1 protein-coding gene is annotated in these 1,127 nt (G+C 32.1%); it reads right to left on the reverse strand.

Features of this window, described 5'->3' with window-relative positions; translation table 11 throughout:
* Positions 1-196: 196 nt before the first annotated feature.
* Positions 197-1,009 (reverse strand): DNA damage-inducible protein D, encoded by an 813-nt coding sequence (gene dinD, locus BZG01_RS21310; RefSeq protein ID WP_101311842.1) that lies wholly within the window; start codon positions 1,007-1,009, stop codon positions 197-199.
* Between the last annotated feature and the right edge of the window lie 118 nt (positions 1,010-1,127).

Consider the following 1,127-nt stretch of genomic DNA (forward strand, 5'->3'; position numbering starts at 1 on the left):
GTCATACTTAATAATTGCTTCGAAAACAAACATTAAGATACTGATTCTTAAGGGATTATCCAAACTTAAACACTGCTTATTCTTCTCATTTTCAACATTATAAGTCAAAACTTAACGAACTATTGTTTAAAATTGCCTTCATTTGATCCAATTCAGACAACAAACAATCGAAATTCAATTTATCGTGCAGAGAATACTATTTTAGTTTTTTAGGATTTTTCAAACTTTTTCTTTCATCACTCTTTAGTCTTCTATCAACTTTGTCAATATCCTCCTCAGGATTTAAATTCTCAGGTTGAATTCCACGCGAAATTAAAGTATTCCTAACTGTTTTATTATTGGTTATATGCTCTATAGATATCTGACTTTCATTACTCATTTCATTTTCCTTTGCATTATAAATCGTAATTTCTGTTGCAAAGTCTTTGGCTTTTAGCAAAATAGTTGGCATAAAATCAGCAAGAGGTTTATTTTTGATCTTCCACTTTTCTTTCATCTGTTGAGTAGTTCTACCAAATAATGCAGTATCGCCTTTACTTCTAATTAATGCAAAATTTTGATTTCCTCCTGTTTGTTCAAATATTACATGCGATAGTTCTTTTTCCGTTGATTTCAATTTTTCCCTAGCCTGAACTCTTTCATGCTCCAACATTTTCTGCTCTATAAGCTCAGCTTTTCTAGTTTGAACAGCAAAATAACGTTGTGCAAAAGCTATTTTTTCTTTTCTGGGATCACCATTTTGGGCAATTAAATAACAAGCATACCTAGTAAGCATAATATCATATATTTCCCTTTCAGCTCCCTTAGGCATCTGTATCGTTTTCCCGACGCCGGCAAAATGATCATTAATCTCTTGTTCTGATAGCTCACAAGCCGTTTTTGCTTTTGATATAACAGCCTGAAAATTATCCCATTTCGAATATCCTAAAAGATGCTGTAAATCTCTTGCCATCCAAAACTCAACACCTTCATAAGTTTTATCAGCATGCGATTCGAAATTACCTCGTATGTTTACGACATGAAAAGATTAGATATATCTTTTTTACATTTATGAGATAAAAATAAGAACAGAATCAGGAGTAAGAATTAGACCTAGACAACGCTTATGTATGTCCACTGACAGATAA

The organism is Labilibaculum manganireducens, from assembly GCF_002843385.1.
GTDB classification, from domain to species: Bacteria; Bacteroidota; Bacteroidia; order Bacteroidales; family Marinifilaceae; genus Labilibaculum; species Labilibaculum manganireducens.